Source organism: Streptomyces sp. NBC_01216 (assembly GCF_035994945.1).
In the GTDB taxonomy this organism is placed as follows: domain Bacteria; phylum Actinomycetota; class Actinomycetes; order Streptomycetales; family Streptomycetaceae; genus Streptomyces.
On record NZ_CP108677.1, the window covers coordinates 1,099,755 to 1,124,319 of the forward strand.

General features: G+C 71.6%; 20 protein-coding genes and 1 pseudogene. 12 read left to right on the forward strand and 9 right to left on the reverse strand.

What is annotated here, in order from left to right; genetic code table 11:
* Positions 1 to 410: 410 nt before the first annotated feature.
* Complete coding sequence (locus OG393_RS04710) at positions 411 to 854, reverse strand: SRPBCC family protein (RefSeq protein ID WP_327373303.1); 444 nt, start codon at positions 852 to 854, stop codon at positions 411 to 413.
* A 209-nt stretch (positions 855 to 1,063) separates the two neighbouring features.
* On the opposite strand from OG393_RS04710, the pseudogene OG393_RS04715 reads away from it, so the two are divergent.
* Both OG393_RS04715 and OG393_RS04720 read left to right on the forward strand, forming a co-directional pair.
* Positions 1,064 to 1,733 (forward strand): annotated as a pseudogene (locus tag OG393_RS04715) (hypothetical protein).
* 59 nt (positions 1,734 to 1,792) lie between these two features.
* Positions 1,793 to 3,379: an alpha/beta hydrolase gene (locus tag OG393_RS04720; protein WP_327373305.1), complete on the forward strand. Its 1,587-nt coding sequence runs from the start codon at positions 1,793 to 1,795 to the stop codon at positions 3,377 to 3,379.
* Between the two features lie 123 nt (positions 3,380 to 3,502).
* On the opposite strand, the gene OG393_RS04725 is transcribed toward OG393_RS04720, so the two are convergent.
* Entirely contained in the window at positions 3,503 to 4,108 is a 606-nt protein-coding gene (locus OG393_RS04725; RefSeq protein ID WP_327373306.1) for a HEAT repeat domain-containing protein, read from the reverse strand.
* Positions 4,109 to 4,429: 321 nt separating this feature from the next.
* On the opposite strand from OG393_RS04725, the gene OG393_RS04730 reads away from it, so the two are divergent.
* The 9 genes from OG393_RS04730 (at position 4,430) to pssA (ending at position 15,448) form a co-directional block, all read left to right on the forward strand.
* Entirely contained in the window at positions 4,430 to 6,217 is a 1,788-nt protein-coding gene (locus tag OG393_RS04730) for a 3-hydroxyacyl-CoA dehydrogenase family protein (RefSeq protein WP_327373308.1), read from the forward strand.
* A 115-nt stretch (positions 6,218 to 6,332) separates the two neighbouring features.
* Complete coding sequence (locus OG393_RS04735) at positions 6,333 to 7,190, forward strand: TetR family transcriptional regulator (protein ID WP_327373309.1); 858 nt, start codon at positions 6,333 to 6,335, stop codon at positions 7,188 to 7,190.
* 458 nt (positions 7,191 to 7,648) lie between these two features.
* Positions 7,649 to 8,986: a crotonyl-CoA carboxylase/reductase gene (gene ccrA / locus OG393_RS04740; RefSeq protein WP_327373310.1), complete on the forward strand. Its 1,338-nt coding sequence runs from the start codon at positions 7,649 to 7,651 to the stop codon at positions 8,984 to 8,986.
* A 17-nt stretch (positions 8,987 to 9,003) separates the two neighbouring features.
* Complete coding sequence (locus tag OG393_RS04745) at positions 9,004 to 11,061, forward strand: protein meaA (RefSeq protein ID WP_327373311.1); 2,058 nt, start codon at positions 9,004 to 9,006, stop codon at positions 11,059 to 11,061.
* Complete coding sequence (locus OG393_RS04750) at positions 11,058 to 12,023, forward strand: HpcH/HpaI aldolase/citrate lyase family protein (RefSeq protein ID WP_327373312.1); 966 nt, start codon at positions 11,058 to 11,060, stop codon at positions 12,021 to 12,023. Before OG393_RS04745 ends, OG393_RS04750 begins: the two co-directional genes overlap by 4 nt.
* Before the next feature lie 16 nt (positions 12,024 to 12,039).
* On the forward strand, positions 12,040 to 12,564 hold the full coding sequence (locus OG393_RS04755; RefSeq protein ID WP_327373313.1) for a MaoC family dehydratase: 525 nt from the start codon (positions 12,040 to 12,042) through the stop codon (positions 12,562 to 12,564).
* A gap of 2 nt (positions 12,565 to 12,566) precedes the next feature.
* Positions 12,567 to 13,772 carry an acyl-CoA dehydrogenase family protein gene (locus tag OG393_RS04760; protein WP_327373314.1) on the forward strand — a complete coding sequence of 402 codons (1,206 nt, stop codon included), beginning with the start codon at positions 12,567 to 12,569 and terminating at the stop codon, positions 13,770 to 13,772.
* Positions 13,773 to 13,941: 169 nt separating this feature from the next.
* The gene (locus tag OG393_RS04765; protein WP_327373316.1) at positions 13,942 to 14,598 is read left to right on the forward strand and encodes a phosphatidylserine decarboxylase; all 657 of its coding nucleotides are present in this window, start codon (positions 13,942 to 13,944) and stop codon (positions 14,596 to 14,598) included.
* Positions 14,591 to 15,448 carry a CDP-diacylglycerol--serine O-phosphatidyltransferase gene (pssA, locus tag OG393_RS04770; protein WP_327378310.1) on the forward strand — a complete coding sequence of 286 codons (858 nt, stop codon included), beginning with the start codon at positions 14,591 to 14,593 and terminating at the stop codon, positions 15,446 to 15,448. Before OG393_RS04765 ends, pssA begins: the two co-directional genes overlap by 8 nt.
* A gap of 131 nt (positions 15,449 to 15,579) precedes the next feature.
* On the opposite strand, the gene OG393_RS04775 is transcribed toward pssA, so the two are convergent.
* The 6 genes from OG393_RS04775 to OG393_RS04800 all read right to left on the reverse strand — a co-directional run bounded on the left by OG393_RS04775 (position 15,580) and on the right by OG393_RS04800 (position 21,798).
* Positions 15,580 to 16,650, reverse strand: a complete 1,071-nt coding sequence (locus OG393_RS04775; RefSeq protein ID WP_327373317.1) for a GNAT family N-acetyltransferase — start codon at positions 16,648 to 16,650, stop codon at positions 15,580 to 15,582.
* 212 nt (positions 16,651 to 16,862) lie between these two features.
* Positions 16,863 to 18,131, reverse strand: a complete 1,269-nt coding sequence (locus tag OG393_RS04780; RefSeq protein WP_327373318.1) for an ABC transporter substrate-binding protein — start codon at positions 18,129 to 18,131, stop codon at positions 16,863 to 16,865.
* Complete coding sequence (locus OG393_RS04785; protein WP_327378311.1) at positions 18,128 to 19,231, reverse strand: branched-chain amino acid ABC transporter permease; 1,104 nt, start codon at positions 19,229 to 19,231, stop codon at positions 18,128 to 18,130. Before OG393_RS04785 ends, OG393_RS04780 begins: the two co-directional genes overlap by 4 nt.
* A gap of 28 nt (positions 19,232 to 19,259) precedes the next feature.
* A complete protein-coding gene (locus OG393_RS04790; RefSeq protein ID WP_327373319.1) occupies positions 19,260 to 20,150 on the reverse strand; it encodes a branched-chain amino acid ABC transporter permease in 891 nt (296 codons plus the stop codon).
* A complete protein-coding gene (locus OG393_RS04795) occupies positions 20,147 to 20,986 on the reverse strand; it encodes an ABC transporter ATP-binding protein (RefSeq protein ID WP_327373320.1) in 840 nt (279 codons plus the stop codon). Before OG393_RS04795 ends, OG393_RS04790 begins: the two co-directional genes overlap by 4 nt.
* Complete coding sequence (locus OG393_RS04800; protein ID WP_327373321.1) at positions 20,983 to 21,798, reverse strand: ABC transporter ATP-binding protein; 816 nt, start codon at positions 21,796 to 21,798, stop codon at positions 20,983 to 20,985. The genes OG393_RS04795 and OG393_RS04800 overlap by 4 nt, the downstream gene beginning before the upstream one ends.
* A gap of 242 nt (positions 21,799 to 22,040) precedes the next feature.
* Between OG393_RS04800 and OG393_RS04805 the strand changes: the two genes are divergently transcribed.
* Positions 22,041 to 23,240, forward strand: coding sequence for a PucR family transcriptional regulator (locus OG393_RS04805; RefSeq protein ID WP_327373323.1), 1,200 nt, complete (start codon positions 22,041 to 22,043; stop codon positions 23,238 to 23,240).
* 72 nt (positions 23,241 to 23,312) lie between these two features.
* On the opposite strand, the gene OG393_RS04810 is transcribed toward OG393_RS04805, so the two are convergent.
* On the reverse strand, positions 23,313 to 24,467 hold the full coding sequence (locus OG393_RS04810) for a glycerate kinase (RefSeq protein ID WP_327373324.1): 1,155 nt from the start codon (positions 24,465 to 24,467) through the stop codon (positions 23,313 to 23,315).
* Positions 24,468 to 24,565: the final 98 nt, after the last annotated feature.

The following is a 24,565-nucleotide window of genomic DNA, read 5'->3' on the forward strand; positions in this document are numbered from 1 at the left end:
TGGCGAAGTTCTGGATGGCCGCCCGCTGTCCCGGGGACGTCCGTGGCGGGCGGCCGGGGACAGGGGCGGCGCGGGATGCGAGCCTGTGGGGCCGTGGGGGCGGGGCCGGTGAAGGGCCGGCCGGGCGCGGGAAGTGGCTGCCACGACCCGCGCGCCACGCGTCGCCGTCGGTCTCGTCCGCGTCTTGCCGCCCGTCGGACCGACGGGCGGCGGTGACGGTGGAGGGGTCCGACGCCCCTGCCGTCGCGACCTCGGGGGCGCCCGTCAGCGCCCGCGCGGCAGCCTCCGCTGCCCACGCGCGCGCGGGCCGCGGTCACAGGGGAGGCGCGGCAGTCCACCCGAAACGGTGAGCGGTGTGTCCTGGGGGCCTCCGTGCGGGGCGCCCTGGGGGAACGCTCCTTCGGGGGACGCTACTTCTCGACCTCGGCGGCCAGCTTGTCCAGGACGGCGTCGTAGATGCGGCCGAGCCCCTTGGGGGCGAAGGTCCTCTCGAAGAAGCCGCCGATGCCCGAGGCGCCGTCCCAGACGGTGCTCACGACCGCCGTGCAGCGGCCCTCGCCCGCGGGGGTGACGGTCCAGGTGGTGACCATGCTGGAGTTGCGGTCCTTCTCGACCAGTCGCCCGTCGGTGGGCTCGGTGACGTCCAGGAGACAGTCACGGACGCGCTTGCTGGTGGCCTGGAGCTTCCAGTGGACGAGGGTCCCCTCGCCGTCGCCGCCCTCGCGCACCTCGTACTCGCTGAAGTGCTCGGGGAGCAACTTCGCGCGCGTGCCGTCGTAGTCGGCCAGCGCGTCGAACACCTGCTCCGCGTCCGCCGCGATGATCCGCTCCGTCGTGGCCTCGACCTGCGCCATGGCACTTCCTCCAGCACTTGTTGTCTCAGGGGTGTGGCACCAGCCAACCACCTGGGGCCGGACCCCCAAAATCCGAGCCGCGGCGATCAAGGGAACATGCGTTCCATTCTGGATGGGCGGCCGTACGGACGGTCCGCCCGACGGCCTCCGAGCCGGAGGCCGGAAAGCCACCAGGAAGCCACCAGGAGGCGGTCACGCGCCGGGACAATCTGGGTGACGACGCCGTCGGCCCGGCCGGAACGGCCCTGTTCGGCACGGACGCGGTCACCGTCCGCGCCTTCGACACGCCCGAGTTCCGCGGCGTCACCTCCCACGAGGTGCGGGCCCGTTCGATCGTGAGCCGGGTACCGGGGCCTCACACATACCGTTCGAATGGACGGTCAACCCGTACCGGAGCTGTACGCACGCCTGTGTCCACTGTTTCGCCCGCAAGACCCACGGCTATCCGGATCTCGACACCGGTGTCGGCTTCGACTCCCCGAACGTGGTCGAGATCAACACTCCGGAGTCGCTGCGTCGCCGGCTCGCCTCCCGGAGCCGGTACGGCGCGCACATGCGATGGGTAGCGACGTCGACCGCCGCCAGAGGGCCGAGGGGCGCTACCGGCTCATGCCGGGGATCCTGTCGGCGCGGCCCGGCGCGCGCGAATGGTTCATGACCTGGCCGCACCGCCACCACCCGGGGCTGGTGGGCCGCTACGAGCGGATGTACGCCGACGGGGCCTACGCGCCGAGCTGGTACCAGCGCCGGATCACCCGTCAGGTGCACGAGCCGGCGGCCGAGTTCGGGATCGGCCCGGCCCGCCGGGGCGCGTCGCGCGGAATCTCCGCCGCCGGGGAGTCGGCACCGCCGGGCGCGACCCAGCTCACCCTCCTCTGATCGGGTCAACTCTCCCCGGAACCTGTCCCCTCGCGCCGTGGGCGGGGCACGCACGCCCTATGAACCCACGTGCAGGCGTGCTGCTCGCCACTGGGGCACTGGTCGCCGGGACGGTCACCGTCCTGCCCGCGTCCGCGGAGCCACGCCCCGAACCGACCCCCCGCCCCCTCGCCCGCCTCGTCTGGTCCGACTGCCCCACCACGCGGTATCCGAGGCTGGAGTGCGGCTCTCTGGAGGTCCCGCTCGACCACGACGACCCGGCCGGCCGGACCGTCACGCTGGCGCTGAGCCGGGTCGCGCACACCGCGGAGGAATCCCAGGGGCCGCTGCTCGTCAACCCGGGCGGGCCCGGCGGCAGCGGACGCGCGATGGCGGGGTTCGTGGCCGCTTCGCTGCCTCCCGCCGTGGCGGCGCAGTACGACGTGATCGGCTTCGACCCGCGCGGTGTCGGCCGCAGCGAGCCCGCGCTGGACTGCCGGCCGGGCCACTTCACAGCCGTACGGCCCGACTCGGTACCCGTCGGGGCGGAGGGCGAACGCACCGGTGTCGAACGGGCGCGGGCGTTCGCGGAGGCGTGCGGCGCGAAGTACGCCGACCTGCTGCCGTACATCGACACGGTGAGCACCGCCCGCGACATGGACGCGATCCGCGAGGCGGTGGGCGCGAGCCGGCTCAACTACCTCGGGTACTCCTACGGCACCTACCTCGGGGCCGTGTACGCCCGGCTGTACCCGGAGCGGGTGCGCAGGATGGCCCTGGACTCCGTGGTCGATCCGCGCGGCGTCTGGTACAGGGACAATCTGGCGCAGGACCACGCCTTCGACGCCCGGCACAAGGACTTCCTCGCCTGGGTCGCGCGCCACGACGCCGCCTACCGGCTGGGCACCGACCCGGCGGCCGTGGAGGCCGCCTGGTACCGGATGCGCGCCGCGCTGCGGGAGACTCCGGCGGGCGGCGAGGTCGGACCCTCGGAACTCGAGGACACCTTCCTGCCCGGCGGCTACTACGACGGGTACTGGCCCGCCCTCGCCGCGGCCTTCTCCGCCTACGTCCACGACGGGGACGACGCTCCGCTCAGAGCGGCCTACGAGGCCCTCGCCGCGCCCGACGACGCGTCCGACAACGGCTACTCGGTGTACACCAGTGTCCAGTGCAGGGACGCGGCCTGGCCGCGCGACTGGGGTGTCTGGCGCGAGGACAACTGGGCGGCCCACGCGAAGGCGCCCTTCGCCACCTGGAACAACGCCTGGTACAACGCGCCCTGCGCGTTCTGGCCGGTGGACTCGCTGAAGCCGCCGGAGCTCACGAACGACGAGGTGCCGCCGATCCTCATCCTCCAGGCGACGAACGACGCGGCCACGCCCTACCAGGGCGCCGCCGAGCTGCACCGGAGGGTGCGGGGCTCCAGCCTGGTGGTCGAGCAGGGCGGCGGGAACCACGGGGTGACGCTCAGCGGGAACGCCTGTCCGGACGAGCATCTGGCGACGTATCTGGCCACGGGGCGGGTGCCGCGCGGCGACGGGCTGTCGGAGGCGGACGCCGTGTGCGCGAGGCTGCCCGCCCCCGAGCCCGTGCGGCCGACGGCCCGCCACGGCGGCGCGACGGGCGGCGCCGTCCTCCACGACCTGCTGGGTCACCGGCGCTGAGGGTCTCCTCGGCGGCGCCGACGAGGAGGGGTGCCGGCCCCGCCGGGCCGTCCGGCGGGGCCGGCGCGTCGCCGGAGGGCCGTGCCGCGCGGGAGGACGCCCGGTCCGCGCGCCCGGGGCCGCTCAGTGGTCCAGCCGGGCGAGTGCGGTGCGTGCCGCCTCCCCCAGGCGGGGATGGGACAGGGCCGCCTCGAGCGAGAGGCGGGCACGCGGGTCGCCGAGCGCCCCCAGGCCCTCGACGCAGGCGAGGGCGACCCGCCAGTGCGGATCACCGGGCCGCAGCCGGCGTTCCAGGACGGTGATCAGCGCCGGTACCGACTCGGGCGCGCGCAGTTCGGTGAGCAGCCGGACCGGCAGCAGGGCGTAGGCCACCCGGAGTTCGTTGGTGGCCAGAGCGGCGGCGGCCCGTGCGGTGCGCGGGTCGCCGAGCCGTACCAGGGCGTGCGCGGCGCTGACGCACCGCTCGGGGTCGCGGTGGTTGACGAGCAGGACCAGGGTCTCGAAGGCGCGCGGGTCTCGGGCGACACCGAGACGGTAGGCGGCGATCTCCCGGGCCCAGAGCGGCCGGTGCGGCGCGGCGAGCACCTCGGCGAGCCGGTCGTGGTCCTCGGTGAGGAGCAATGCGCGGCATCTCGCGGGGCCCTCGGGTGCGTTCCGGATCTCGTCCCGCAATCGATCGATCATCGAGCGGAATTCTTCGTCGCGGGCGTTCTCGCGGGCGATATCCATGACGGTCAGCGTATCCGCGACCCAGATCACATTTTCCCCACTTCCCGGGACTGGCGCGCTCGTTACTCGCCGGTTAATCTCAGGTGAGCGGGTCAACCCCGCTCACTCACAGCGGCCTGGTGACGCAGCCGCCGTGAGAGTTCGTCGGTTCGGTTCGGCAGTTTTTCGGCGTGACTCCGGGACAGAGTCCGTCGCCCTTTCTCCACGCGGCTCCTTTATCGCGTGCTGCCTCGACCTCGCGCGGTCCGCCCTTTCGGCCTTTCCGCCCGGAATTCCGCATCTTCGCCTTCAGACGTCACTCTTCCCTCCTGGAGTCCCCTGATGGACACCCCTCTCTCCACCATCGCCGTCATCGGCCTCGGCACCATGGGCACCGGTATCGCCGACGTCCTCGCCCGCGCCGGCCGTGAGGTCATCGGCATCGACGTCAGCGACGTCGCCGCCTCCCACGCGGTCGCCGCCCTGGATGCCTCCACCACCCGTGCCGTGGACCGTGGACGGATCACCGAGAAGGAGCGGCAGGACGTCCTCGCGCGCTTCCGCACCTTCTCCGACCTCCAGGCCGCCGCCGACGCCGACCTCGTCATCGAGGTCGTGCCCGAGTCGTACGAGGCCAAGCAGGAGGTCTTCCGGGCCCTGGACTCGATCGTCCGGCCGGACACGATCATCGCCACCGGTACCAACGCGCTCTCGGTCACCCGGCTCGCCGCCGATTCGGCCCACCCCGAACGCGTCCTCGGCCTGCACTTCTTCACCCCGGTCCAGGCCATGAAGCTGGTCGAGGTGGTCTCCTCGGTGCTGACCGCCCCGGGGGCCGTCGACGCCGTCACCGCCCTCGCCCACGACCTCGGCAAGGAGCCGGTCGCGGTCGGCGACCGCCCCGGGTTCGTCGCCGACGGGCTGCTCTTCGGCTACCTCAACCAGGCCGCGGCGATGTACGAGGCCAAGTACGCCTCCCGCGAGGACATCGACGCCGCCATGCGGCTGGGCTGCGGTCTGCCGATGGGGCCGCTGGCGCTGCTCGACCTGATCGGGGTGGACACCGCCCGTACGGTCCTGGAGGCGATGTACAGCGAGTCCCAGGACCGGCTGCACGCCCCCGCCCCGATCCTCAAGCAGCTCAGCGAGGCCGGGCTGACCGGCCGGAAGTCGGGGCGCGGCTTCTACACGTACGACGCGCCGGGCTCCGCCTCCACGGTCCGTGACGCGCTGACGCCGCCGGAGGACTCGGCGGCCGGTGACCGGCCGGCCCGCGAGGTCCGCTCGGTGGGTGTCGCGGGCTCCGGCACGATGGCCTCGGGCATCGCCGAGGTGTTCGCCAAGGCCGGCTACGACGTCGTGCTCGCCGCCCGCTCCCAGGAGAAGGCCGACACGGCGAAGGCGCGGATCGCCACGTCACTGGCACGCTCGGTCGACAAGGGCAGGATGACCGCCGGGGCACGGGACGAGACGCTGGCCCGGATCTCCGCGGCCGGCTCGCTCGACTCCTTCGCCGAGGTGGACCTGGCCGTCGAGGCCGTCGCCGAGGACCTGGAGATCAAGCGGCAGCTGTTCGCGACGCTCGACAAGATCTGCAAGCCGGGCGCGGTGCTCGCCACCACGACGTCCTCACTGCCCGTCGTCGCCTGCGCCCGCGCCACCTCGCGCCCGCAGGACGTCATCGGCATGCACTTCTTCAACCCGGCCCCGGCGATGAAGCTGGTCGAGATCGTCCGTACGGTGCTGACCGCCGACGACGTCCACGCCACGGTCCGCGAGGTCACCACGAAGATCCGCAAGCACCCGGTGGACTGCGGCGACCGGGCCGGGTTCATCGTCAACGCCCTGCTCTTCCCTTACCTGAACAACGCGGTCAAGATGGTCCAGGACCACTACGCGACGCTGGACGACATCGACGCCGCGATGAAGCTGGGCGGCGGCTACCCGATGGGGCCGTTCGAGCTGCTGGACGTCGTCGGCCTCGATGTCTCGCTCGCGATCGAGAAGGTGCTGCACCGCGAGTTCCGCGACCCGGGTCTGGCCCCGGCGCCGCTTCTGGAGCACCTGGTGGCGGCCGGCTGCCTGGGGCGCAAGACGGGGCGCGGCTTCCGCGAATATGCCCGACGCTGAGCCCTCGGCGGGCTGGGGAGGGTTGCTGCGGCCCTCGGGGACGCCGGTGCCGGGTCCCCCGGGCTTCCGTGACGGGTCCGGCACCCCTCCCCCACCTGGGCACACACCCGCGCTGATGCAGTACGTTCAGGACATGTCCAAGGCCGCGAAGTCACCCCGTGCCACGTCCACGCCCGACGCCCAGGAAAGCGCGGCGGGCACCCGCGCGGCGGCCCAGCGCCTCAAGATGCGCCGCGAGCTGGCGACGGCGGCGATGGAACTCTTCGCGACGAAGGGGTACGAGGCGACGACGGTCGACGAGATCGCCGCCGCGGCCGGGGTGGCCCGCCGGACGTTCTTCCGGCACTTCCGCTCCAAGGAAGAGGCGATCTTCCCCGACCACGACGACACCCTGGTGCGGGCGGAGGCTGTGCTGAACGCCGCACCGCCCCACGAGCACCCGCTGGACACGGTCTGCCGGGGCATCAAGGAAGTCATGAAGATGTACGCCGGGTCTCCCTCGGTCTCCGTGGAGCGGTACCGGCTGACGCGTGAGGTTCCGACGCTGCGGGAGCGCGAGATCGCCTCGGTGGCCCGCTACGAACGGCTCTTCACCCGCTATCTGCTGGGCCACTTCGACGAACGCGACCACCACGACGGCAACGACGATCCGCTGCTCGCCGAGGTGGCCGCCTCGGCGGTCGTCACCGCCCACAACCACGTGCTGCGCCGCTGGCTGCGGGCCGGCGGTCAGGGCGACGTGGAGGCGCAGCTGGACCACGCCTTCGCGATCGTCCGCGAGACCTTCGGCACCGGCATAGGCGCCCGGCCGGCCACGGCCGCCGGGCAGGCCGCGCAGAGCGTCGCGCAGACCCCCGCCGACCCGCCCGCCACGGCCTCCGCGGAGGGCGGCGTGATGGTGGCCGTGGCCCGGACGGACGCTCCGCTGGACGAGGTCATGCGCACCATCCGGCAGGCGTTGCGGCAGGGCTGACGGGCCGGTCCGCGAGCCGGCGCCCGGGAGGGACCGGGCAGGCCCCGGCCCTCCCGACGGACGAAGGCCGCCCCCAGGACGGGGGCGGCCTTCGTCCGTTCCTGCGTGCCTCCGGAAAGTCCGCGACGATCGATCATCGCTCATATGTGACGGGCGGATTGCATCTGAGTGAAATTATTGGCACCCAGTGCCTTGTCAGGTGACACGCGGTGCCATACGTTGATGTTGTCCGGGCGGTCGGCGCGCAGAGTTCTCCTCGTGCGCCGGCTGTCCCCACAAGCGATCGTGAATGTGTGCCCGGACGCCTGCGTCACAGGCAACCTCCGCGCCCACCAGGCGCAGCCACCGCACCACCCCGCCGAACCGACGGCACACCTCCACAGCTCCACCCCCACCCTCGACCCCGAGGGGGAACTTCCCACCGGTCCCCCTCAGACGCGCACCGCCGGAGGCACCCCGTGAAGCACATCCTGGACGCGATCCAGTCGCCGGACACCACGTCCGCGGACTTCGCCCACATCAAGCTCCCCGAGTCGTACCGCGCGGTGACCGTGCACAAGGACGAGACCGAGATGTTCCGCGGTCTCGAGAGCCGCGACAAGGACCCCCGCAAGTCCCTCCACCTCGACGAGGTCCCGCTCCCCGAGCTCGGCCCGGGTGAGGCCCTGGTCGCCGTGATGGCCAGCTCGGTCAACTACAACTCGGTCTGGACCTCGATCTTCGAGCCGGTGTCGACCTTCGGCTTCCTGGAGCGCTACGGCCGGCTCTCCGACCTCAGCAAGCGCCACGACCTGCCGTACCACATCATCGGCTCCGACCTCGCGGGCGTCGTACTCCGCACCGGCCCCGGCGTGAACGCGTGGCAGCCCGGCGACGAGGTCGTCGCGCACTGCCTCTCGGTCGAGCTGGAGTCCTCGGACGGCCACAACGACACGATGCTCGACCCCGAGCAGCGCATCTGGGGCTTCGAGACCAACTTCGGCGGCCTGGCGGAGATCGCCCTCGTCAAGTCGAACCAGCTGATGCCGAAGCCCGACCACCTGAGCTGGGAGGAGGCGGCGTCCCCGGGCCTCGTCAACTCCACCGCGTACCGCCAGCTGGTCTCCCGCAACGGCGCCGGCATGAAGCAGGGCGACAACGTCCTGATCTGGGGCGCGAGCGGTGGCCTCGGCTCGTATGCCACCCAGTTCGCCCTGGCCGGCGGCGCCAACCCGATCTGTGTCGTCTCCTCCCCGGAGAAGGCCGACATCTGCCGGGCCATGGGCGCCGAGGCGGTCATCGACCGCAACGCCGACGGCTACAAGTTCTGGAAGGACGAGCACACCCAGGACCCGAAGGAGTGGAAGCGCTTCGGCAAGCGCATCCGCGAGCTCACCGGCGGCGAGGACGTCGACATCGTCTTCGAGCACCCGGGCCGCGAGACCTTCGGCGCCTCCGTGTACGTCACGCGCAAGGGCGGCACGATCGTCACCTGCGCCTCGACCTCCGGCTACAACCACGAGTACGACAACCGCTACCTGTGGATGTCGCTGAAGCGGATCATCGGCTCGCACTTCGCCAACTACCGCGAGGCGTGGGAGGCCAACCGCCTGATCGCCAAGGGCAAGATCCACCCGACCCTCTCCAAGGTGTACTCCCTGGAGGAGACCGGGCAGGCCGCCTACGACGTGCACCGCAACCTGCACCAGGGCAAGGTCGGCGTCCTCGCGCTCGCCCCGTCCGAGGGTCTGGGCGTGCGGAACCCGGAGATGCGCGAGAAGCACATCGACGCCATCAACCGCTTCCGGAACATCTGAGAGGCGGCACCCCCGTCATGACAGAGCGCCAGCCCACCCAGAAGGACCGGCCGTGGCTCATGCGGACGTACGCCGGTCATTCGACCGCCGAGGCGTCCAACGAGCTGTACCGGCGCAATCTCGCCAAGGGGCAGACCGGCCTCTCGGTCGCGTTCGACCTGCCGACCCAGACCGGCTACGACCCCGACCACATCCTCGCCCGCGGCGAGGTCGGCCGGGTCGGCGTTCCGGTCTCGCACCTCGGTGACATGCGCCGGCTGTTCCAGGACATCCCCCTGGAGCAGATGAACACCTCGATGACCATCAACGCCACCGCGATGTGGCTGCTGGCGCTCTACCAGGTGGTCGCCGAGGAGCAGGGTGCGGACGTCACCAGGCTCCAGGGCACCACCCAGAACGACATCGTGAAGGAGTACCTGTCGCGCGGGACGCACGTCTTCCCGCCCGGCCCGTCGCTCCGGCTGACGACGGACATGATCACCTACACGGTGAACAGCATCCCGAAGTGGAACCCGATCAACATCTGCAGCTACCACCTGCAGGAGGCGGGGGCCACTCCGGTCCAGGAGATCTCCTACGCGATGTCCACGGCCATCGCGGTGCTCGACGCGGTCCGCGAATCCGGACAGGTGCCCGCGGACCGCTTCGGCGACGTCGTCGCCCGCATCTCCTTCTTCGTCAACGCGGGCGTCCGCTTCGTCGAGGAGATGTGCAAGATGCGGGCGTTCGGCCGCATCTGGGACACGATCACCCGGGAGCGGTACGGCATCGAGAACGCCAAGCAGCGCCGCTTCCGCTACGGCGTCCAGGTCAACTCGCTCGGTCTCACCGAGGCCCAGCCGGAGAACAACGTCCAGCGCATCGTCCTGGAGATGCTGGCCGTCACCCTCTCCAAGGACGCCCGCGCGCGCGCCGTCCAGCTGCCCGCGTGGAACGAGGCCCTGGGCCTTCCCCGTCCCTGGGACCAGCAGTGGTCCCTGCGCATCCAGCAGGTCCTGGCGCACGAGTCGGACCTGCTGGAGTACGAGGACATCTTCGCCGGTTCGCACGTCATCGAGGCCAAGGTCGACTCGCTCGTCAAGGAGTGCCTGGCCGAGATCGAGCGGATCCAGGAGATGGGCGGGGCCATGGCGGCCGTCGAGTCCGGCTACCTCAAGTCGCAGCTCGTCTCCTCGCACGCCGAGCGGCGCGCCAGGATCGAGGCCGGCGAGGAGAAGATCGTCGGCGTGAACGTCTTCCAGTCGACCGAGGAGAACCCGCTCACCGCGGACCTCGACACGGCGATCATGACGGTCGACCCGGCCAACGAGGCCCGTGTCGTCGCGGCGCTCCACGAGTGGCGCGACAACCGCGACGAGAGCCGCGCCCAGGACTCCCTGGCCGCGCTGAAGGCCACCGCCGCCGGGGAGGGCAACCTGTTCGCCGCCACCCTGGAGTGCGCGCGGGCCGGGGTGACGACCGGCGAGTGGTCCTGGGCCCTGCGGGACGTCTTCGGCGAGTTCCGCGCGCCGACGGGTGTCTCCTCGGCCCCGGTCGCGGTGACGGCCGAGGAGGGCACTCCGCTGGCCCTCGTCCGGGAGAAGGTGGCGCGCACGGCGGACGAGCTCGGCACCGGCCGGCTGCGCCTGCTGGTCGGCAAGCCGGGCCTGGACGGACACTCCAACGGCGCCGAGCAGATCGCGGTGCGCGCGCGTGACGCCGGCTTCGAGGTGGTGTACCAGGGAATCCGGCTGACCCCGGAGCAGATCGTGAACGCCGCCCTCGCCGAGGACGTGCACTGCGTGGGCCTGTCGATCCTCTCGGGCTCGCACGCCGAGCTGGTCCCGGACGTCCTGGAGCGTCTGCGCGAGGCGGGCGCCGCCACCTCCGCCGCCGGGCCCGGCGGTCCGGGCGACACGCCCATCCCGGTCATCGTCGGCGGCATCATCCCCAGCGCCGACGCAGTAGACCTGAAGCGCGCGGGTGTGGCCGCCGTCTTCACACCGAAGGACTTCGGTATCACGGAGATCATCGGCCGTATCGTCGACGAGATCCGGAAAGCGAACAAGCTCGACCCCCTGGAGGTCCCCGCATGACCAGCCCCGTGAACCGTCTGCGTCCGCGCCGCTCCTGCCTCGCGGTGCCCGGCTCCAACCCGCGTTTCCTGGAGAAGGCCCAGGGGCTCGCCGCGGACCAGGTCTTCCTGGACCTGGAGGACGCCTGCGCCCCGCTGGCGAAGCCCGACGCGCGCCACACCATCGTGAAGTTCCTCAACGAGGGCGACTGGACCGGCAAGACCAGGGTGGTTCGCGTCAACGACTGGACGACCCACTGGACGTACCGCGACGTCGTCACCGTCGTCGAGGGGGCGGGCCAGAACCTGGACTGCATCATGCTGCCGAAGGTCCAGGACGCCCAGCAGATCGTGGCGCTCGACCTGCTGCTGACGCAGATCGAGAAGACCATGGGCTTCGAGGTCGGCAAGATCGGCATCGAGGCACAGATCGAGAACGCCCAGGGCCTCACCCAGGTGAACGCGATCGCGACCGCCTCGCAGCGGGTCGAGACGATCATCTTCGGCCCGGCCGACTTCATGGCCTCCATCAACATGAAGTCGCTCGTCGTCGGCGAGCAGCCGCCCGGCTACGACGCGGACGCGTACCACTACATCCTGATGAGCATCCTGATGGCCGCCCGGGCCAACAACCTCCAGGCGATCGACGGACCCTACCTGCAGATCCGCAACCCCGAGGGCTACCGGGCCGTCGCCCAGCGCGCCGCCGCCCTCGGCTTCGACGGCAAGTGGGTCCTCCACCCGGACCAGGTCGCCGCGGCGAACGAGATCTTCTCGCCCTCGCAGGAGGACTTCGACCACGCCGAGCTGATCCTGGACGCGTACGACTACTACACCTCCGAGGCCGGCGGGAAGAAGGGCTCGGCCATGCTCGGCGACGAGATGATCGACGAGGCATCCCGCAAGATGGCCCTGGTCATCTCCGGAAAGGGTCGCGCCGCCGGTATGCAGCGCACCACCACGTTCGAGATCCCCTCCAGCTGACAAGGACTGAGCGCGCATGCAGTTCGGCCGTACCTACGAAGAGTTCGAAGTCGGTGCCGTCTACAAGCACTGGCCCGGAAAGACGGTCACCGAGTACGACGACCATCTCTTCTGTCTGCTGACGATGAACCACCACCCGCTTCACATGGACGTGAACTACGCGGAGAACACGACGGACTTCGGGAAGAACGTCGTCGTCGGCAACTACATCTACTCGCTGCTGCTCGGCATGTCCGTACCGGACGTCTCGGGCAAGGCGATCGCCAACCTGGAGATCGAGTCGCTGCGCCATGTGGCGCCGACCTTCCACGGCGACACCCTCTACGGCGAGACCACGGTCCTCGACAAGACACCCTCGAAGTCGAAGAACGACCGCGGCATCGTCTACGTCGAGACCAAGGGCTACAAGCAGGACGGCACCCTCGTCTGCGTCTTCCGCCGCAAGGTGATGGTGCCCACCGAGACGTACATCAAGGAGCGCGGCGGCGAGCAGCCCGGCCGCCCCGAGCTGATCGAGCCCTCCAAGAAGCCGGAGAAGTAGTCATGGCGCGACTCGCCCAGACCCACGGTCTGACCGATGTGCAGCAGGAGATCCTCTCCACCGTCCGGGATTTCGTCGACAAGGAGATCATCCCGGTCGCGACGGAACTGGAGCACCGCGACGAGTACCCCCAGGAGATCGTCGACGGGCTGAAGGAGCTCGGCGTCTTCGGTCTGATGATCCCCGAGGAGTACGGGGGCCTGGGTGAGTCGCTGCTCACCTACGCGCTGTGCGTGGAGGAGATCGCCCGCGGCTGGATGTCGGTCTCCGGCATCATCAACACCCACTTCATCGTCGCGTACATGCTCAAGCAGCACGGCACCCAGGAGCAGAAGGACTACTTCCTGCCCCGGATGGCGGCCGGCGAGACGCGGGGCGCGTTCTCGATGTCGGAGCCGGCCCTGGGCTCCGACGTGTCCGCGATCACGTCGAAGGCGGTCCGGGACGGCGACGAGTACGTCCTCAACGGCCAGAAGATGTGGCTGACGAACGGCGGCACGTCGACGCTGGTCGCGGTTCTCGTCAGAAGTGACGAAGGACACCCGGAGGGCACGGCCCCCCACAAGTCGATGACGACCTTCCTGGTCGAGAAGGAGCCCGGCTTCGGTGAGGTCCGGCCCGGTCTCACCATTCCCGGGAAGATCGACAAGATGGGCTACAAGGGGGTCGACACCACCGAGCTCATCATGGACGGACTGCGCATTCCGGCCAATCGGATCCTCGGTGGCACCACCGGCCGAGGGTTTTACCAAATGATGGACGGCGTGGAGGTCGGCCGCGTCAACGTGGCCGCGCGTGGCTGCGGCGTCGCGCAGCGTGCCTTCGAACTGGGTGTCTCATATGCCCAGCAACGTCACACTTTCGGCAAGCCGATCGCCCAGCACCAGGCGATTCAGTTCAAGCTCGCCGAGATGGCTACCAAGGTCGAGGCCGCTCATGCGATGATGGTCAACGCAGCACGCAAAAAGGACTCCGGAGAACGAAACGACCTCGAAGCAGGGATGGCGAAGTACCTCGCCTCCGAATACTGCAAGGAAGTCGTGGAGGACGCCTTCCGCATCCACGGCGGGTACGGGTTCTCGAAGGAGTACGAGATCGAGCGTCTCTACCGAGAGGCTCCGATGCTGCTCATCGGTGAAGGTACCGCCGAGATCCAGAAAATGATCATTGGGCGCCGACTGCTCGAGGAGTACCGATTCCAGGGTTGATTGTCGGTTCTGGGGCGGTTTGGCCGCGAAGAAGATCACACCCTGTCATCTTCTTCCGGCCTCCGACTCGGCTTCTGGCTTGCCCAGTTGCGGCCCGCAACCGATAGCATCGCCCGAAAGCCGCCGTCCCCCGTTGCCCGCGCGGCATCATCCGCTACGAAGGTCATCCATGCCCCACAGCCAAACCTCTGCACCTCGCGACAGCCTCTCCGGCGTACGCCTCGCGCGCGGAGCATCGCCGTGGCTTCTGCCGACCGTCGCCACCGCGGCGCTCAGCCTCGCCCGGGCCCGCAGGTCCGGACGCTGGGCGGCCGTCGCCGTGCCCACCACCGCGCTCGCGGCGGGCATGCTGTGGTTCTTCCGCGACCCCGAGCGCGAGATCGCGCAGGGCCGGGTCATCTCACCCGCCGACGGCGTGGTGCAGAGCATCATGCCGTGGAAGGACGGACGCACCCGCGTCGCCATCTTCATGAGCCCGCTGAACGTGCACGTCAACCGCGCGCCGCTGGCCGGAACGGTGACGTCCGTGGAGCACGTGCCCGGCGGGTTCGTCCCGGCGTTCAACAAGGAGAGCGAGAACAACGAACGCGTTGTCTGGCACTTCGACACCGAGCTCGGTGACATCGAGATGGTGCAGATCGCGGGTGCCGTCGCACGCCGCATCGTGCCGTACATCCCCCAGGGGACGAAGGTCGAGCAGGGCGAGCGCATCGGTCTGATCCGTTTCGGGTCGCGCGTTGACATCTACCTTCCGGAAGGTGTCGACGTCGCTGTCGAGGTCGGTCAGACCACGACTGCGGGGGTGACTCGAATTGACCGTGATTGATCCCGACACCCGGGCCGGCGACTGGGTCGCCGACGCGGAGACGGACGGTGCCGACGAGGCCGAGGAGATGCCGCTGTCGCTGAGGCTGTCCATAGCGGACGCCCTCACGCTCGGTAACGCCACATGTGGCTTCATGGCGGTGTACTTCACCACCACCGGCATCCTCATCCCGCACCTCACCGGCAGCAACGAGACCGGCATGGCGCGCAACAGCGCCGCCACCGCCGTGATCCTCATGCTCTGCGCGGCGATCTTCGACCTGTTCGACGGACTCGTGGCCCGCAAGCTGCGCAGCTCGCCGATGGGCGCGGAGCTCGACAACCTCTCGGACCTGATCAGCTTCGGTCTGGCCCCGGCCTACTTCGTGCTCGTGTACGGCATGGTCGCGGACGACGCCCAGCAGAAGGTCTCGGCGGTGGCCGCGATCGTGGTGCTCCTCGCCGTGGTGCTGCGCCTCGCCAGATTCTCCTGCGTGACGATGAAGGACGGCATGTTCCAGGGCATGCCGAGCCCCTTCGGCGCGCTGACGGTCGTCTCGATCGTGCTTCTGGAACTGCCGTTCATCCCCACGCTCCTCGCGATCATCGGAGTGGCCTGGCTGATGGTGAGCCGGGTCGAGTACCCCAAGCCGCGGGGCGTCCTCGCGGTGGCGATGCTCGCCTGGATCGTCGGCGCCATGGGCATGCTGGCGGCGTGGGCCTTCGACGCGCCGGGCGGCGCGTTCCTGCTCCAGACCGGCTGCGCGCTCCAGGTGGTGATGGGCGCCGTGATCCCCCTCTTCGCGACGGCCCGTCGGGTCAACACCTTCCGCGGCAACCGCCGCGAGGCGCGGGCGGCCCAGCTGCCCTAGGGCGTGTCGCGGAAGTAGCTCCGTCCGCCCGGAGGGCGGGGCGGCGGGCGAGACCTCGAGGGGTCCGGGTGCGGCAACGCACCCGGGCCCCTCGTCTTTCGCCCGCGCCCGCCCTCGCCGGCCGGCGGTCCTCACGCCGGCGGCGGCTCCTGCGTCCCGGACCGCCCCAGCCGCTTGTAGTACAGCGTGGTGGGGCGCAGGGTGCCCGACGGATCGGCGGCGAAGTCGGGGATGACGCCGGCGGCCGTCCAGCCCGCACTCCGGTACAGGTGCTCGGCGGGGCTGTCGCTCTGGGTGTCGAGCACCAGCAGGGTCATGCCCTGGACCGCCGCGTGTCGCTCCGCCGCCGCGAGCAGCCGTCCACCCAGACCCTGCCCACGCGCGGAGCGGTGGACGATCAGCCGGGCGACCTCGCCCCGGTGGCGTCCGTTCGGTTTGTCCCCGTGGATCAGCGTGACAGCGCCGAGGACCGCCTCGTCGGGGCCCTGCGCCGTCCAGACCGTCCGCGCGCCCCGCTCCGCCTCCTCGGCCGCCTCCCGCCACCAGTCGGCCGCCTCGTCCCGGCGCAGCGGCGCGAGGAACCCCAGGGAGGCTCCCCCCTCTACGGCGTCGACGAGCAGTCCGGCGAGTCCCTCGGAGGCGTGCGCGCGGATGCGCGCGGCGTCGATCCGCTCGATGCGCGTCGGCCCGTCCAGCGGGGTCGCCCCCGGTCCGCGCAACGTCTTCTCCAGACAGAGCAGGCCGGGGCGGTCGTCCCAGGACGGCACCGTCTCGAAACCGAGGCCGCGGTACAGCGCGATGGCCCGCCCCCGCCAGAGCCAGACCGAGAGCCGGACCGTGAGCGTCCCGTCCTCGGCGGCACGGCGCAGGGCCCCGTCCATCAGCGCCGCCGCCACGCCCGTGCGACGGGCCGCCGTCTTAACCCAGAGCCGCTTGACCTCCCGGGCTCCGTCCGAGCCCGGCGCGGTCAGCACGACCATGCCGACGGCGCTGTCGGTACCGTCGACGGCCAGCAGCACGGTGGCGGAGGCGAAGGAGGCCGCCGGGTCGAGCACCTCGGCCCGGTAGGCCGCCGGCAGTGCGGCGGGGGAGCCGACGGGGACCCCTTTCTCCGCTTCCGTGCGCAGGTGGTAGGCGGTGAGCAGGGCGGGAATCCTGGGATCGTCGAGCGGGACGGGCCGGACGGCGAAGAGCGCGTTCATGCCCTGATCCTCACATCGGAGTGTTGCGTCCGGATGTCGCGGCGGTCCGCGACCAGGCCCCCACGCGTGTCCCGGCGGCCCCGCCGCTCCGGTCGGCGGCCCCCTCCCCCCTCCCTCTCCCCCGGGCGCACGGCGGGACCCCGGGCCCGCCTCCCGGCGCACGGGTCACGCGCACCGGGAGGCGGGCCCGGGGTCCACCAGGACGGCGGCGGTCACCCCACCGGGTAGCTCCGCGCCGCGTCCGAGACGAAGGGCTCCCGGACCGTGCGCATGCCGCCGGGGAGGCTCTTGTCGGGCTGGATGATCACGGACTCGCGGGAGGACGGCGCCTTGGGGTCACCGAAGTCGTGCGTCATGCCGAAGCCCGCGTCGTAGGCGTCCAGGGTGAGCAGGGCCTTGTCGATTCCCGCGCGCGTGAGGTCCTTCGCGTCGCACGCCTTCCGCAGCGCTTCGCCGAACACACTCGCCGCGGTCCAGCCGGCGACGATGCCGTTGTCGAGGCTGTCGCTCGGATAGGCGGCGCGGTAGTCGGTGACGAGCCGCTTCGCAACCGGTGTGTCCGCTCCGATCGGAAGGCTCGGGGAGGCGAACCAGTACATCTGCTCCAGGGCCGGTCCGGCCTGGGTGCCGAGCAGCTGCGGGGCGAAGGCCGAGTTGTTCCCGATGACCGGCACCCGCAGGCCGGTCGCGGCGGCGACACCGACGAGGGAGGCGGCCTGCCGCGGCCCCGCGCTGAGCACGATCCCCTTGACGCCCGCCTGCTTCAGCGCCGCGACCTGTGCGGACATGTCGTTGTCGGTCGGTTTGATCTTCTGCTCCACGACCGTGAGGCCCGCCTTCTCGGCGGCGTACCGGGAACCCTTGAGCGCGTTCTCGCCGTAGTCGCCCTCGAAGTAGACGTGGCCGAGCTTGTCGCCGGACGTGAGGCCCTTCTCCCCGACCAGGAAGTCGACGGCGTTGATCGTCTCCACGTCGTAGGTGGACCCCAGGACGCGGATGTACGGCGAGCCGAGCAGCGAGGCCGACCACGCCTGCGGCAGGACGAGCCCCTGGTCCTGGCCGTCGACGCGCGGCTTGACGGCGGCGACGAACGGGGAGCCGATGAACTGGGGGTATCCGGCCACCTTCGGTTCGAGCTCGGTGTAGGCGGCCAGGGCCTTCTGCGGGTCGTAGCCGTGGTCCCGGACGGTCAGCTCCAGCTGCCGCCCGCAGATGCCGCCGGCCGCGTTGACCTGCTTCACGTAGAGCTGCTGCGCCTGGGTGACGCTCTTGCCGAGGGTGGCGTACACCCCGGTCATGTCGGTCAGGGCGCCGAGCGTGATGGTGGTGTCGGTGACGCCCTTGCCGGCCTTCACCCCGCCCGCTCCGGGACCCGAGTCGTCGTTGTTCCCGGCCTTGGCGCTGCAGCCGGCGGCCGTCAGCGCGACCAGGGCGGCGAGTGCGGCGGCCAGGCCCCGCACGGCCGGTCGTCGTTGGTTCATCTTTCCTCCGCTGAGGGTTCCTTGGGGTGGGTGGGCTGTCCGGGACGGGTGGGCGGCCCGGAACGGCCGGGGGGCGCGGGTCGTCGGAAGGCGAGCCGGGCCAGACCGCCGGGCAGGAAGAGCACCACCGCGACGACGGCGGCGCCGTAGAGATAGCGCGCGGCCTCCCCTGGGGCGATGCCGCCCGTTCCGGGGGCGGAGACCAGGGGAAGCGACTCGCTGTACCGGTTGAGGAACTGCGGCAGCAGGGAGACGAAGACGCCGCCCGCCACCGCTCCGGCGACCGAGCCGAGACCGCCGATGACGATCATGGCCAGGTATTCGAGGGAGAGCATCATGCCGAAGTACTCCGGCACGGTGCGCTGGAAGACCAGCGCGAGGAGGACGCCGGCCAGCCCCGCGTACATGGACGACAGGACGAAGACGGCGGCGCGGTAGCGGGCCACGGGGATACCCATGACGCCCGCGGCGATCCGGTGGTCCCGGATGGCGTTCATGGCCCGGCCCGGACGGCCGCGCAGGACACCGCGGGCGAAGAGCGCGCCCGCGAGGAGGAGCAGCAGGCCGAGGTACCAGAGCTTCTCCGCGCTGCCGAACGGCACCTGGGCGAGGAGTAGTTCGCTGTCGTCGAAGGTGACCCCGAAGAGGGACAGAGGCGGCACGGCCCGGCCGTTGTAGCCGCCGGTGAGGTCGTGGGCGTTGAACAGCACGTGCTGGCCGATGAAGATCAGCGCGAGGGTGGCGATGCCCAGGTACGCGCCCTGCAGCCTGCCCGCGATGGGGCTGAAGACACCGCCCGCCAGACCCGCGAGCGCGACGGCCAGGAGGGCGGCGAGCCAGCCCGGCAGGCCGGACCCGGCGAGCCCGTCGGCGCCGTCGCCGGCGAACGCGCAGTAGCCGTAGGCGCCGACGGCGAGGAAGAAGGCATGGCCCATGGAGAGCTGGCCGGTGGCGCCCGTCAGCAGGTTGATTCCGAGGGCTCCGATGGCGGCGGCCATCGCGAAGAGCCCGGCCTGGAGCCAGAAGCGCTCCAGATAGAAGGGCAGGGCGGCGAGGACGAGCCCGGCGGCGGCCCAGGCGTACACCCGGGGCCGGGCCATGGCGGCGACCGTGCGGCGGGGCAGGGCGTCAGACACGGGCCGGCTCCTTCGTGCCGAAGAGGCCGGCCGGGCGGATCAGCAGCACCGCGACCATCAGCAGGTAGGGTGCGACATCCCCGATACCGCGGCCGAGGAAGGTCAGGTCGCCCTGGTAGCCGGTGGCGAGGGATTCGGTGACGCCGACGAGGAGTCCACCGACGAGGGCGCCGGTGGTGGAGTCGAGACCGCCGAGGATCGCGGCGGGGAACGCCTTCAGCGCGGCGAGCGAGGTGGTGCGCTCCAGGCCGGGGGTCGGGAAGACGGTGAGGAAGAGAGCGGCGACGGCGGCGAGCCCGCCGGCGACCGCCCAGGCGCCGAGCGAGACGCGGCCCAGCCGGATGCCCATGAGGGCGGCGGTCTCCTGGTTCTCGGCGGCGGCGCGCATCGCGACGCCCCAGGAGGTGTGCCGGAAGGCCAGCAGGAAGGCGGTGATGAGCAGTCCCGCGGCGAGGAGGGCGGCGATCCGGGTCTGTGCGACGGTGACCGGCCCGATGCGGACGACGGCGTCTCCCCAGGGGTCGCCGAGGGCGAGGATGTCCGTGCCGATGCGACGGGTCAGCTCCGTGGCGAGCAGGATGTCGACGCCGATGGTGACGATGGCGAGCACACTGTGGTCCGAGCCCCGGTAGCGGCGCATGACGAGGAACTCGACGGCGGCACCGACCAGGGCGGCCCCGGCGATGCCGACGAGCAGCGCGGGCCAGAAGCCGATCGTGTCGTGGAGGACCGCGGTGAGGTAGCCGCCCGCGAGGAGCAGGGAGGCGTGGGCGAAGTTGACGACCTCGGTGGCGCGGAAGATCACCACGAAGCCGAGGGCGATGAGGGCGTAGACGGATCCCAGCGAGACGCCGCCCAGGAGGAGTTCGGCAAAGGTGGTCACTCGGCGTTCTCCTCTCCGAGGTAGGCGCGGACGACCGCCGGGTCGTTCTGGACGTCGGCGGGGGCGCCGTCGGCGATGCGACGGCCGAAGTCGAGGACGGTGACGGTGTCGGCGAGGCGCATCACCATGCCCATGTCGTGCTCGACGAGGACGATGGAGATCCCGAGGCTGTCGCGGACCCCGGCGATCACGGCGGCGGTGCGGCGGCGCTCGTCGGCGGTCATGCCGGCGACGGGTTCGTCCAGGAGGAGCAGGCGGGGCTCCATACACAGGGCACGGGCGAGTTCGGCCAGCTTCCGCTGTCCGTACGGGAGGGAGCCGGCGGGGCGTCCGAGCTGCCCCTCCAGTCCGACGAACGCGGCGATCTCGCGGACCCGGGCGCGATGGCGGGCCTCCTCGCGGGCGGCGGAGGGCAGGCGGAGCCCGGCGGCGAGGAACCCGGTGCGGGTGAGCCGGTGCCGGCCGAGCATCAGGCTGTCCTCGACGGTGGCGCGGGGCGGCAGGGCGAGGTTCTGGAAGATCCGGGCCACGCCGAGCGAGGCGATCCGGTGCGGTGGCAGGGTGGTGAGTTCGTGCGTGCCGAAGCGGACGGAGCCGGAGGTGGCGCGGTAGACGCCGGACAGGACGTTGAAGCAGGTGGACTTGCCGGCGCCGTTGGGGCCGATGACGGCGTGGACGGTGCCCGGCCGGACGGTGAACCCTACGGTGTCCAGGGCGGTCAGTCCGGCGAAGCGCACGGTCAGGTCCTCCACGTGCAGGGCGGGCACGGAGCCGGGCGCGCCGGGATCCGGGGGCTCGGGCCGCGTCGCGCGCCGGGGGGTGGGGAGCGGGTTCATCGGGCGTCCTCCCAGCGGGCGAGCACGGGGTGCGCCGTCGGCACGTCGGCCGCGTCGGCGGCGTCCTCGTCGACCACGCCGAGGTAGCGGCGGCGCACCTCGTCGGAGGCGGCGAGTTCCCTGGCCGGGCCCGACAGGGTGACCTCGCCGACCTCCAGGACGTAGGCGCGGGAGGCGAGGCGCAGCGCGAGCGCCGCGTTCTGTTCGACCAACAGCACGGCGGTGCCCTGGGCGTTGATCTCGCGGATGGTGTCGGCGATCCGGGCCGCCATGAGCGGCGCGAGGCCGAGCGACGGCTCGTCGAGGAGCAGCAGTCTCGGCGAGGCCATCAAGGCGCGGCCGACGGCGAGCATCTGCTGTTCGCCGCCGGAGAGCAGTCCGGCCTTCTGCCCGGCCCGGTCGGCGAGGACGGGGAAGAGTTCGTGGACCCGTCGCAGCGCGGACGCCTTGGCGGCGCGGTCGCCGCGCGCTCCGAAGGTTCCCGCGCGCAGGTTGTCCTCGACCGTCAGCCGGGAGAAGACCTGGCGGCCTTCGGGGACCTGGCAGACCCCGGCGGCGACGACCCGGTCGGGGGCCAGTGTGCCGAGGGGCCGCCCGCCGAAGGTGACGGTGCCGGCGGTGACGGCGCCGCCGTGGAACGACAGTGTGCGCGAGATCGCCCGCAGCAGGGTCGACTTGCCGGCTCCGTTTCCGCCGAGGACGGTGACGACGCCGCCCTCCGGTACGTCGAGCGTCACCGCGCGCAGTGCGCGGACCGGTCCGTACCCCGCCGACAGGTCCGTCACCTCGAGTGCGCGTGCGGTACCTCCCATGGCTCCCCTTCCGTGGCCCGAGCGGAACGGGGCATGCCGGGTCCCCGGGCCTGCCCCGGGTCCGCTCCGGATTCCGTGACCTGTTCAGTGGCGCTCACCCCAGCACCGCCGCCGCTCCCCGTCCACGCCCGGCGTCCGACACGCTGCCGGTGACCAGCGGGCACGGCGGTGCGTTGTGCACGCGCACAACAGTGCGTGTCAGGGGCCTGCGGTGAGGGGCGCCGAGGTGGCATCCTCCGGGCATGGGACGGCGCAGACCACGGACCGGTGAGGACTGGGAGCTGCTCGCGCGGGCGTGCACGACGCTGCTGGAGCGACTGCCCGAGCTGGTGGACGAGCATCTGAGGGAACTGCACGAGTTCGAGCCCGCCTACGGCCGGATCGTGCCGTACGACCAGCACTGGCAGGAGGCGCACGCGGCGATGCGGATCGGGATCGAGATGATCTCGGCGCCCCGGAACTCGCCGCGCCGGGACCTGGAGCACGCGGAGGAGACGGGTAGGCGGCGGGCCGAGCAGGGTCTGCCGGTGGAGCTGATGGTGCACGCCTACCGGCATGCCGGGCATCTGGTGTGGGAGGCCCTGATCGAGGGTGCGACGGCGGCTCCGGCGCAGCTGGCGACGCTGATGCAGTCGGCGACGATCGTGTGGTCGGCGGTGGACGCGCAGGCGGACACGGCGTCGGAGGCGTACCGGGCGACGGAACGGGAGCTGCGACGGCGTACCGACGAGCAGCTCCAGGCGCTCCTCGACGCCCTGCTGCAGGGGCAGCGCTCGCCGGAGGTGGTCGCCCGTGCGTCGGCGGGTCTGGACCTGCCGGAACAGGGACGGTACGCGGTGGTGGTGCTCCGGTGCGACCGGCGGGAGGCGTCGGAGGCGTTCCACCGGCGGGTCCAGGGTTCGGGGGCCCGTTTCCTGTGGCGGATGGGGGCGGACTGCGAGGTCGGGGTGGTGTCGCTGGCGGAGGGCACGGGGCTGGACGCGCTGGCGGAGCTGCTGGAGGGCCGCTGCCCGGGGCCGGGCGGGATCAGTCCGGTGGTCGTCGGTCTGGCGGAGCTGGGGCGTGCGCGGCGGCTGGCCGAGCTGGCGCTGCGGACCTGCCCGCCGGATTCCCGGCAGATCGTCCGGCTGGACCGCAGGATGGCGGGCGCGCTGGTGGTCGGCCAGCCGGAGCTGGCGGGGCTGCTGGTCACGGACGTGCTCGGGGGTCTGCTGGAGCTTGATCCGCCGGACCGGGCGATCCTGCTGGAGACGCTGGACGTCTGGCTCGACTGTGAGGGTTCGGCGGGGCGGGCGGCGGGACGGCTGTACTGCCACCGCAACACGGTCTTCAACCGGCTGCGGCGGCTGGAGCAGTTGACCTCGCGCTCGCTGTCACGCCCGCGTGACCTGACGGAGATGACGCTGGCCCTGGACGCCTTCCGGCTGACGCTCGCGGGGTGAGGGTGCCGGGCTCGCCCGGCGCTGTGTCGGGAGGCCGCGTCGACGCGGCCTCCCGACACAGCGGAACGGCCGTCAGACCAGGAAGTCCCGCGCGATGTTCTCCGCGACCCGCTCCAGGAGTGGGCCGGCCTCGGCGATGCAGGTGGCGGTGTCCGGCTCCAGCTCGGTGAGCGGGTAGGCGCGGCGGATACCCGCCGCGCCGAGGGCCTGGGGGGCGAGTGCCAGCCGTCCGCAGACCGCGACGACCTCCTTGCCCGCCGCGCGGGCCGCCGCCGCGACGCCCGCCGGCGCCTTGCCGTGGAGGGTCTGCTCGTCGAGGGACCCCTCACCGGTGATGACCAGGGTGGCGCGGTCCAGTGCCGGGGCGAATCCGAGGACGTCGAGCATCAGCTCGATGCCGGGCCGGAAGCTCGCGTCGAGGCCGACGAGCGCGCCGTAGCCGATGCCGCCGGCGCCGCCCGCGCCGGGGGCGACCGCGCACGAGGCCGCCCTGGGCCCGATGGACTTCTCCAGGACCGTGACGAAGTGCGAGAGCGCCGCGTCCAGGGTCTCGACGTCCTGGGGGGACGCGCCCTTCTGCGGGCCGTAGACCGCCGGCGCGCCCTTGGGGCCGGTGAGCGGATTGTCGACGTCACTGGCCAGGACCAGGTCGACCGAGGCGAAGCGGGGGTCGAGCCCCGACAGGTCGGCCGTGGCCAGGTCCCTCAGCGGGCCGCCGCCGGGGGCGACCGGCACGCCGTCCGCGTCCAGGAACTCGGCGCCGAGTGCGGCCAGCATGCCGGCGCCGCCATCGGTGGTCGCGCTGCCGCCGACGCCGAAGACGAGGGTGGTGGCCCCGGCGTCCAGCGCGGCCCGCAGCAGTTCGCCGGAGCCGTAGGTGCTCGCCGTCAGCGGCGCGAAGACACCGGCGGGCAGCAGTTGGAGGCCGGACGCCTCAGCCATCTCCACGACGGCGGTCGTGCCGCGCAGCGCGTACGCCGCCGTCACCGGTTCGCCGAGCGGGCCGGTGACCCGTACCTCACGGCGTTCGAAACCGGCCGCGACCGCGGCGGCGACCGTACCGTCGCCGCCGTCCGCGACGGGCAGTGTCTCCACGTCGAGCTCCGGGAGGACCCGCCGCAGCCCCGCGGTGACCCGTTCCGCGACCTGTACGGCCGTGAGCGAGCCTTTGAACTTGTCAGCCGCGACGAGTACCCGTGCGACCTCGGTTACTGCTCCGTCCGTCACCCTGCATCCCTTGCTTTCGAACAGGCAGTCGCGCCACGGCCGACCCTATCCGGACAGGAAGACGGCGTGCCACCCCCCGATAAAGCCATATTCCGCAG

Bases quoted from the DNA above. Each gene is read 5' to 3' on its own strand.
- OG393_RS04710 (WP_327373303.1), bottom strand. From the start codon at position 854: ATGGCGCAGGTCGAGGCCACGACGGAGCGGATCATCGCGGCGGACGCG.
- OG393_RS04720 (WP_327373305.1), top strand. From the start codon at position 1,793: ATGAACCCACGTGCAGGCGTGCTGCTCGCCACTGGGGCACTGGTCGCC.
- OG393_RS04725 (WP_327373306.1), bottom strand. From the start codon at position 4,108: ATGGATATCGCCCGCGAGAACGCCCGCGACGAAGAATTCCGCTCGATG.
- OG393_RS04730 (WP_327373308.1), top strand. From the start codon at position 4,430: ATGGACACCCCTCTCTCCACCATCGCCGTCATCGGCCTCGGCACCATG.
- OG393_RS04735 (WP_327373309.1), top strand. From the start codon at position 6,333: ATGCAGTACGTTCAGGACATGTCCAAGGCCGCGAAGTCACCCCGTGCC.
- OG393_RS04745 (WP_327373311.1), top strand. From the start codon at position 9,004: ATGACAGAGCGCCAGCCCACCCAGAAGGACCGGCCGTGGCTCATGCGG.
- OG393_RS04750 (WP_327373312.1), top strand. From the start codon at position 11,058: ATGACCAGCCCCGTGAACCGTCTGCGTCCGCGCCGCTCCTGCCTCGCG.
- OG393_RS04755 (WP_327373313.1), top strand. From the start codon at position 12,040: ATGCAGTTCGGCCGTACCTACGAAGAGTTCGAAGTCGGTGCCGTCTAC.
- OG393_RS04760 (WP_327373314.1), top strand. From the start codon at position 12,567: ATGGCGCGACTCGCCCAGACCCACGGTCTGACCGATGTGCAGCAGGAG.
- OG393_RS04765 (WP_327373316.1), top strand. From the start codon at position 13,942: ATGCCCCACAGCCAAACCTCTGCACCTCGCGACAGCCTCTCCGGCGTA.
- OG393_RS04775 (WP_327373317.1), bottom strand. From the start codon at position 16,650: ATGAACGCGCTCTTCGCCGTCCGGCCCGTCCCGCTCGACGATCCCAGG.
- OG393_RS04780 (WP_327373318.1), bottom strand. From the start codon at position 18,131: ATGAACCAACGACGACCGGCCGTGCGGGGCCTGGCCGCCGCACTCGCC.
- OG393_RS04785 (WP_327378311.1), bottom strand. From the start codon at position 19,231: ATGGCCCGGCCCCGGGTGTACGCCTGGGCCGCCGCCGGGCTCGTCCTC.
- OG393_RS04795 (WP_327373320.1), bottom strand. From the start codon at position 20,986: ATGAACCCGCTCCCCACCCCCCGGCGCGCGACGCGGCCCGAGCCCCCG.
- OG393_RS04800 (WP_327373321.1), bottom strand. From the start codon at position 21,798: ATGGGAGGTACCGCACGCGCACTCGAGGTGACGGACCTGTCGGCGGGG.
- OG393_RS04805 (WP_327373323.1), top strand. From the start codon at position 22,041: ATGGGACGGCGCAGACCACGGACCGGTGAGGACTGGGAGCTGCTCGCG.